The organism is Waltera sp. (assembly GCF_046969025.1).
GTDB classification, from domain to species: Bacteria; Bacillota; Clostridia; order Lachnospirales; family Lachnospiraceae; genus Acetatifactor; species Acetatifactor acetigignens.
Window position 1 is genome coordinate 49,441 of record NZ_JBKVQF010000021.1, and the last position, 8,453, is coordinate 57,893.

Here is an 8,453-nt window from a genome sequence, read left to right on the forward strand (position 1 = left end):
GCATTTGTATGGTCGCAGAACATAAAATAGACAGGCAGAAACTGATATCGGGACATAATCCGGTGCTGACGGAGATAGCAACGGACTCCCCGCTTACGGTAGGAAACGGAGAACTTGCTTTTACGGCGGATATCACCGGAATGCAGACGCTATACGAGGAATATCAGGAACTCCCGTTGTGTACAATGTCACAATGGGGATGGCACACGAAACCGGTAAGCAGGGAAAAGTACAATTATACACTGGATGATCTGGTGATGACGGAATATGTAAACAGAGAAGGACGTCTGTTAAAATATCCGCAGGATAAAAAGGTGGGCAATGAAGATGTCTATAACTGGCTGCGGGAAAATCCCCACAGACTGAATCTGGTAAGGGTCCGCCTGCAGTGGGAAGAGGAGAGCATTTCTGCAGAAGATATCACCGGGGTGCGGCAGGAACTGGTTCTGTATGAAGGGATTCTGTACAGTGAATTCCAGATACGGAACAATGCCTGCAGAGTGCGGACCGCCTGTCACAATGAAGGGAGAGACATCCTGGCCTTTTCTCTGGAGAGCGAGGCACTGAAGGAGAAAAAGATTAGTATAGTGCTGGATTTCCCCTATGGAGCTTCGGATATTACCGCATCGGATTGGACACAGAACGACAGACACCGTACCACGATACTGCAGACGAGTGATGAAAAAATGCTTCTGTGGAGACAACTGGACAGGGATGAGTATTATGCAGGTATCTATGCGCAGGGAGGAAAGATCCGAAAGGAAGGCAGCCATACCCTTCGTATTTTCGCCAATGGAGAAAAACTGGACATCTCCATAGCGTTAGGAAAACAAAAAGAGCAGGCAGAATGTTTATCTGCACAGGAAGTAATGAACGCATCCAAAAGAGGGGGTAGGCGTTTCTGGGAGCGGGGCGGTATCATTCAGCTGAATAAAAGCGCTGACCCCAGAGCAAGGGAACTGGAACGGCGGATTATTTTGTCACAGTATCTTATGGCAATCAATTCCAGTGGTTCGACACCTCCGCAGGAGACGGGACTGACATGTAACAGCTGGTACGGTAAAATGCATCTGGAGATGTATCTGTGGCATTGTGCATGGCTTCCGCTGTGGCATCAGGAGGAGCTGCTGGACAGAAGCCTGGCATGGTATAGGGAACATCTGCAGCAGGCAAGAGAAAATGCGGCAAGAAACGGCTACAAAGGAGCAAGATGGCCGAAAATGATCGCCACGGAAGGAGTGGACTGCCCTTCCAATATTGCGCCCTTGCTGGTGTGGCAGCAGCCGCACATTATCTATATGCTGGAAATGGCATATCGCAGAAAAAGAAATCGCAGATTCTTAGAGGAGAACTGGGAACTGGTGAAGGAAACCGCTGATTTCATGGTAGATTTTGTGGGATGGGATCCGGTGAAAAAAGTCTACAGTATCTGTGCTCCGGTAATACCGGTACAGGAATGTCATAAGGCAATGGATGTGTGCAATCCGGCTTTTGAAGTGGAGTATTTCCGGGATACCTTGCGGATCGCCGGATGGTGGGCAGAACGACTCGGCAGGGAAAAGGAAGAACTCTGGGAACAGGTAGCAGAGCATATAGCAAAACTGGCGGAAAAAGACGGCGTGTACCTGGCACATGAAAATTGTCCGACGACATTTACGGAGTATAACAGAGATCACCCCTCTATGCTGGGAGCTTTTGGTCTGATCGACAGTGACCGGATAGACAGGACGGTTATGGACAACACATTGCAGTTGGTGGAGGAATGCTGGAAATATCCTACCCTGTGGGGATGGGATTTTGCCATGATGGCGATGACGGCGGTAAGATTAGGAAAGCCGGAGAAAGCAATAGAGTTACTATTGAAGGAATCTCCAAAGAACTGTTATGTCACAAGCGGCAATAACCGGCAGACAGGACGAAAGGACCTGCCGTTGTATCTGCCGGGAAATGGATCACTGTTATTGGCAGCAGCAATTATGGCGGCAGGATATGATGGTTGTGACAGGCAGACACCGGGGTTCCCGGATGACGGACAATGGATCGTGGAATTTGAAAATATTGATCCATTGCCGGGTACGAGCCCTGTCAGCCCCATTGACTAGGCAGAAAATAAAGTGTAAAATAAAGCTATATGCCGTAAAATAGAAATTTGGAGGAAAATAATACATGCAACTGCCTATTTTTGAGAAATACATTGATGAACTGATCGAGAAGAGTACTTTGGATGTTCCCGCATGGAACATAGAGAAGGCGAGAGAGGGGAAAGCTGCCGGCTGGAATTACATTGACGGTTGCATGATCCTGGCACTTTTAGAGATCTACAACGCTACCGGAGAGAAGAAGTATTACGAATTCGCAGATGCATTTATTGACCACAGAGTACAGGAAGACGGTACGATTACGAAGTATTCCGTGGAAGAATATAATATTGACAATGTCAATGCGGGCAAGACTCTGTTCGCATTGTATGCCCTGAATGGTAAGGAAAAATACCGCAAGGCCATCGACCTGATCTACAGCCAGGTGGAGACCCAGCCCCGCACCGAGGAAGGCAACTTCTGGCACAAGAAGATCTATCCCAATCAGGTATGGTTGGACGGCATGTACATGGGACAGCCCTTCTACATGGAGTATGAGACCAAATTCGATGACAAGAAGCACTATGATGACATTTTTCATCAGTTTGCCAATGTTGTAAAATATATGAGAGATCCCAAGACCGGATTGTACTATCACGGTTATGATGCTTCCAAAAAGGCATTCTGGTGTAACAAGGAGACCGGTCTGTCCCAGAATTTCTGGCTGAGAGCACTGGGCTGGTATTCCATGGCATTGTTGGACACTCTGAGCAAATGTGAGCCGGGGGAAGAGTACAAGGCAGAGTATGACAATCTGAAGAAGGTATTCGTGGATCTGATCGATTCCATGTTAAAATTCCAGGACGAGAGCGGTATGTGGTACCAGCTTCCAGCACTGGGTGGTCAGGAGCCGAATTATTTAGAGACCAGCGGAAGTGCGATCATGGCATACTCTCTGCTGAAGGGTGCGAGACTTGGATTTTTACCGGAGTCTTACAGAGCTTATGGATTAAAGGCATTTCAGGGAATCTGTGACCGTTATCTGAAGGAGAAGGACGGACATTTAAGCCTCGGCGGTATCTGCCTCGTGGCAGGACTGGGACCTGAGGATAACCGTCGGCGTGACGGCAGCTTCGAGTATTATATGTCCGAGCCCATCGTGGAAGACGATGCCAAGGGTGTGGGACCGCTACTTTTGGCTTACACAGAAATGAGAAGACTGGATGACTAAATGAAGTCAGGCGGAATGATGAAGAACGATAACAGAAATGACAGAAGAACATCCGGACCTGCGAAAGGGACGGGAAAGACCAAAGCAACGGGAAAAGCCAATGCGGCGGGAAAAACTAAAGTGACGGCAGGCAAGGAAAACCGGGTGCCCGTAGGACAGGGCCGGGAAAAGACGGCTGTTAAAAAGAAGAGTGGTCTCTGCCCGGTGGCTGATAAATGCGGCGGGTGCAGCTGGATCAACAAGCCCTATGTGGAACAGTTGAAGAATAAGGAAAAGCAATTAAAGGAGCTTCTGGCTCCTTTTTGCAAGGTCGAGGGTGTCATCCCCATGGAGCACCCGGAGCATTACCGGAACAAGGTACATGCGGTATTCGGCGAGAACCGGTATCACGATGCCATCTCCGGCATTTATGAACAGAAGAGCCACCGGATCGTTCCCGTGGACAGCTGCCTGATCGAGAATGCCAAGGCGGATGAGATCATTGTCTCTATCCGGGGACTGTTGAAATCATTCCATATCCGCCCTTACAATGAGGATACCGGATACGGACTGCTGCGCCATGTCCTGATCCGCACCGGACATGTCACCGGACAGATCATGGTGGTACTGGTGCTGGCTTCCCCAATCCTGCCCTCCAAGAATAATTTTGTGAAGGCACTGCTGAAGCTGCACCCGGAAATCACTACCGTGGTCATCAATGTCAACAATCGAAATACCAGCATGGTACTGGGCGACAAGGAGCATGTGATCTACGGCAAGGGATACATTGAGGATGAACTGTGCGGAAAGAGGTTCCGCATTTCTCCCAAATCCTTCTATCAGGTGAATCCGGTACAGACCGAGATCCTCTATGGGAAAGCTTTGGAGTATGCCGGACTCACCGGCAAAGAGACTGTGGTGGATGCCTATTGTGGTACCGGAACCATCGGCATGATTGCCAGTGACAAGGCCGCCAAGGTCATCGGCGTGGAGTTAAATGCCGATGCTGTCCGGGATGCCCGCAACAATGCCAAGGCAAACCAGATCCGCAACATCCAGTTCTACCAGAACGACGCCGGGAAATTCCTCGTGGAAATGGCCGGACAGGGCGCGAAGGCCGATGTGGTCCTGATGGATCCCCCCAGAAGCGGCAGCACCGAAGAATTCATGAATTCTGTAGCCCAGATCGGCCCGGAGCGGATCGTCTACGTCTCATGCAATCCCGAGACACTGGTCAGGGACCTGAAGTATTTTAAGAAGAAAGGTTACCGTGTGGCGAAGGGCGTAGGCGTGGACATGTTCCCGTTCACCGAGCATGTTGAGTGCGTGATAATGATGCAGTATTGTGGAAAAGAGAAGAAATAGTAGGGTTTGACCACAAGATGTTGTGGTTTGAGGGCAAAAATTAGACCGAAAATTGGCTAGTTTTTGCCCGATTCATTTGCACAATTTTATAGATGCATAGGGCTGAAAAAGTGGTTTTGGGAGTGATTTGAAGAAAAATGAAAAGGAGGGAGTGGTAAGAGAGACTAAAAATGAATATGGGCAGGGATGAATGCAAGGCGGTACTTATTTTAGAAATGAAATAGGTGCCGCCTTATTTTTTTGGAGGTGGAAATGTCAAAATTATTTTGTGTGAGTCCGGGACTTCGGGTGCTGGAAAGGCAGATGCAGCAGCCACCGGGGTACAGACCGAGAGGATATGGTATCTGTGTGATGGATGTGGACTGGAGGAGCAGGGGAAATTATTCTGAAATCGTTGACTGCGTGATCAGCAGAATGCAGATGGAGCATCTGAAGAAAAGGGTGGATGAAATTTTTTGTGAAGTGGATAAGGAACTGATATTCCGTAATCCAAAGCACAGAAATGATTTCTATTCCCTGCTGATGGGAAAGAGGACAAAGACATTGCAGTATGCACCGGGATATGCTGCCGCCGTATTTTTACTGTCTGCCGATGAGATTTTATGGGAGAAGGTCCGCAAAAATGTTCTGGATACCGGGATTTACTTTGACAGGGTAAGGCTTGGAGGCGTGACACTGGAGCAGTATATTCTGTTTCATGCGGCAAAGGATGTTTATAGCGGAACAAAGCATATCCGATTATCGGAACTGACAGATCGGGAACTGATACCCGATGAGATACTCAGGCTTATCGTAAATGCTTTTGTGATCGAGAAGTGCGGAGTGGAAATTGTAAAGCAGGAGGTGTGGAATGCGGATTAAGGTGCTGAGTGGTGGCCGAAAAAGTATAGAACTGCCATTGTCGGATGCGGAATTAAATTTCCAGATGAAAAGAATCGGTATTGAAGAAATCGTACCTGTGTGCAGGCTGGTGGAAGCATCAGAGAAGGATAATCCTCTTTGTAAATTCGAGGGGCAGACCGTGAAAATGGATGAGGTCAATTTTTTCGCCAAACGTTTGGATTGTTTCACGGAGTATGAGCGCAAAGTATTGTATTCCTATGTCACTGACTACGGTGTGGGAACGATGCAGGATTTGATCAATCTGACCTTCAGCATGAAGGGACTTTCGCTGATTACAGATTTTTCTGATGTAGAGCAGGTAGGAAAGCGTCTCTATCTGGATGAATTCATAGCCATACCAGAAGAGGAAAAGCAGCAGACAAACTTTATAAAGTTTGCGGAAAAGACGTTCAAGGAAAGCAGGGTGGAAGTCCTGCCCTATGGAGTTTTCGTGGAGCATGGCTTTGAAATGCAGGAGGTATATAACGGAAAAACATTCCCGGAATACTTTGCATCCGATGAAATCGTGGCAGCAATCGAGGTACAGAATCAGGCAGGGGACACCGAATATCTGTATCTGCCTACCGATATCTGTTCCATGAACAAGGTAAAGGAACGATTGCAGATCATGGATTTCTGGGAGCTGGAGGTTACAGATATACATAACCTGCGCCTGCCGGATATTCTGGTGCCAATGCCGGAGAACATTGATTGTGTGGAGGCACTGACATTATTTAATGAAACGTGTCAGGCGGTAAGGCATTTTGATGAAGTGCAGATGAAGCAGCTTGCCATGGTGGTGGAATTTACCGGGTTTAGCAGTCCTACTGAGGTGACAAGCCTTGCAAAACTGCTTGGGGAATTTGAAGTAAATCCTTTCGTACACAACGATGAAGAGTATGGAAAGTACATGGTGGAGGAGTCCGGGTTATTTGATGTGGATGAGTTGTTGCTCCCTCACATCAATTATGCTTCCTTTGCAGCGGACAAGAGACAGGGGACACTTGTAACAAGCGGTTATGTGGAGGATGGTTTTGTGGGAGCCACTAGAGAACTGTCAGAGTACCAGCAGTACAATGGAGAGTTTGCTGATCCGCTGGAGATTGATGAGAGCTGCTATGAAACTTTCCAGCTTTACAGTCCGCTGACAGCAGGTTTATATGAGGAAGGATTCGAACAGGGGAAGTTATACCGCAGTGACCTGACACCATATGCAGAGGAAATCGCGGAAACCATTGAAAAGGAATACTGTGTAGGGGAAGAACCAAGAGGACTCATGCATTACTTTGACCGGAGTCCGGCGGTAGCCGCAAAGGTAATGTCGGCTCAGCCGAAGGTCGAAATTGTGGACGGGGAGTTATATGGTGTGCTGGAGTGTAAAATCAGTGAACCGCTGACCGAGAATGACATCGAAGTGTTAAAGGAATACTGGACCGGACAGATGAGCGATGGCTGGGGCGAAGGCTTTGAACAGCGTCCCATTGATGTGGAGGACGGAGAAATCTATGTCAGCTTCTGGAACAACGGAAACTTCTGGAGTGTCATGACGGAGGAAGAACTGATGGGAAGTCAGGTGCAGGGAATGGACATGTCCTGCTAAATAATATTGTGCTGGATATATTTCAGAGTCTGTAGTATTGTGTGTCCTAACAAAAAGAAGGGAGCAGACCTATGGATATGAGAGAAGATATTTTTTATCAGTTTTTTCAGGAACTGATTGAGAGTTACCGGCATGATATTTTACAGAGGGAAGATGTCAAGGAACTTGCCCAGAAAGAAATTGGACTGTGGAATCAGATAAGGGAAAGATTTGGCGGACTGGGTTCAGAAGAGTATAAGCTGATTAGTGAACTGACAGGCTGCATTCTTGACATTAGCTGTATCAAGCAGGAGCAGTTATACTTGCAGGGGGTCAAAGATGGTATCCGGCTGAAGAAAAGAATCAAAGAGATTGAGGAAGGAGAATCATGTTAAAAAGAGAAGAGATAGCACGGATTAAAGAAATGTATCCGAAAGGTACACCCATTCGTCTGTACAGCATGGAAGGGGAACAGTCAGTACCGCCGGGAAGCAGAGGAGTTGTTGACCATGTGGATGACATCGGGAAAATCCATATGAAATGGGAGAATGGAAGCTGTCTTGCATTAAATATTGAGGTTGACCGTTTTGATATCATTACACAGCAGGACGATATTTCAGAAAAGAAAGAGCAGGCGTTTATTGACAAGGTAAATGAAATCTTGGACAAGACAGACTTCCTGCTCTTAAATATGTCCTGCAATACGGAGAACACATCCTATGCTGCCGAGACACTCCTTGCCATGCATCAGGCATTCGAGGAAGTGTATGGAGAAGGGTATGTGGATGAAAAATACGGAATGGTCATGATGCCTGCGGTGGTAAAAGGAACGGAGTCCGGCATAAAAGCACTTGCCTTGGTAACGCTGGACTTGGAATCTTCCGGAGAACATTGGGGGACTACATTCCTTACACCGGGAGGACCATTGGTGCAGGGGAATGCCGAGCTTACAGAGGAGCAGAAGCGTGCCATCAGAGAATACTATATTCCCTACGATTATTGGTACACACCCCTTGTGGAACGTGACCATCATGTGAACTTTACAGATATGCCAGAGACAGTTGCCAATATCAGAAGGCTGGTGGATGAGTCGCTGGTTGCAGGGGAAGTACAGCAGATGGAGGGACCAAAATAAAGGAGAGGAGAACATAATTGAATAGCATTATTAGTTGGGTAGGTGGTAAGAAGGCACTCCGTGACTTGATTTACTTACGCATGCCCAAGCACTATGACCGCTACATAGAAGTATTTGGCGGAGGCGGATGGGTTCTGTTTGGAAAGCCACCGGATAAATGTATGGAGGTTTACAATGATTTCAATTCGAATCTTGCAAACCTCT

At 47.5% G+C, this 8,453-nt stretch carries 8 protein-coding genes; all 8 read left to right on the forward strand.

Annotation, left to right across the window (positions count from 1 at the left end):
• The first annotated feature begins 8 nt into the window (after positions 1-8).
• The gene (locus tag ACLTOH_RS11745) at positions 9-2,102 is read left to right on the forward strand and encodes a hypothetical protein (protein WP_412224156.1); all 2,094 of its coding nucleotides are present in this window, start codon (positions 9-11) and stop codon (positions 2,100-2,102) included.
• Positions 2,103-2,172: 70 nt separating this feature from the next.
• On the forward strand, positions 2,173-3,309 hold the full coding sequence (locus ACLTOH_RS11750; RefSeq protein ID WP_412123666.1) for a glycoside hydrolase family 105 protein: 1,137 nt from the start codon (positions 2,173-2,175) through the stop codon (positions 3,307-3,309).
• On the forward strand, positions 3,310-4,653 hold the full coding sequence (rlmD, locus tag ACLTOH_RS11755) for a 23S rRNA (uracil(1939)-C(5))-methyltransferase RlmD (protein WP_412224157.1): 1,344 nt from the start codon (positions 3,310-3,312) through the stop codon (positions 4,651-4,653).
• Between the two features lie 252 nt (positions 4,654-4,905).
• A complete protein-coding gene (locus ACLTOH_RS11760; protein ID WP_215677280.1) occupies positions 4,906-5,514 on the forward strand; it encodes a hypothetical protein in 609 nt (202 codons plus the stop codon).
• A complete protein-coding gene (locus tag ACLTOH_RS11765; RefSeq protein WP_178015814.1) occupies positions 5,504-7,135 on the forward strand; it encodes a hypothetical protein in 1,632 nt (543 codons plus the stop codon). Before ACLTOH_RS11760 ends, ACLTOH_RS11765 begins: the two co-directional genes overlap by 11 nt.
• Before the next feature lie 71 nt (positions 7,136-7,206).
• Positions 7,207-7,509, forward strand: a complete 303-nt coding sequence (locus tag ACLTOH_RS11770; RefSeq protein ID WP_178015816.1) for a Fe-S metabolism protein, SufE family — start codon at positions 7,207-7,209, stop codon at positions 7,507-7,509.
• On the forward strand, positions 7,503-8,249 hold the full coding sequence (locus tag ACLTOH_RS11775; protein ID WP_412201867.1) for a DUF4314 domain-containing protein: 747 nt from the start codon (positions 7,503-7,505) through the stop codon (positions 8,247-8,249). Before ACLTOH_RS11770 ends, ACLTOH_RS11775 begins: the two co-directional genes overlap by 7 nt.
• 17 nt (positions 8,250-8,266) lie before the next feature.
• On the forward strand, positions 8,267-8,453 hold a 187-nt coding region (locus ACLTOH_RS11780), incomplete at its 3' end, for a DNA adenine methylase (RefSeq protein WP_412201869.1).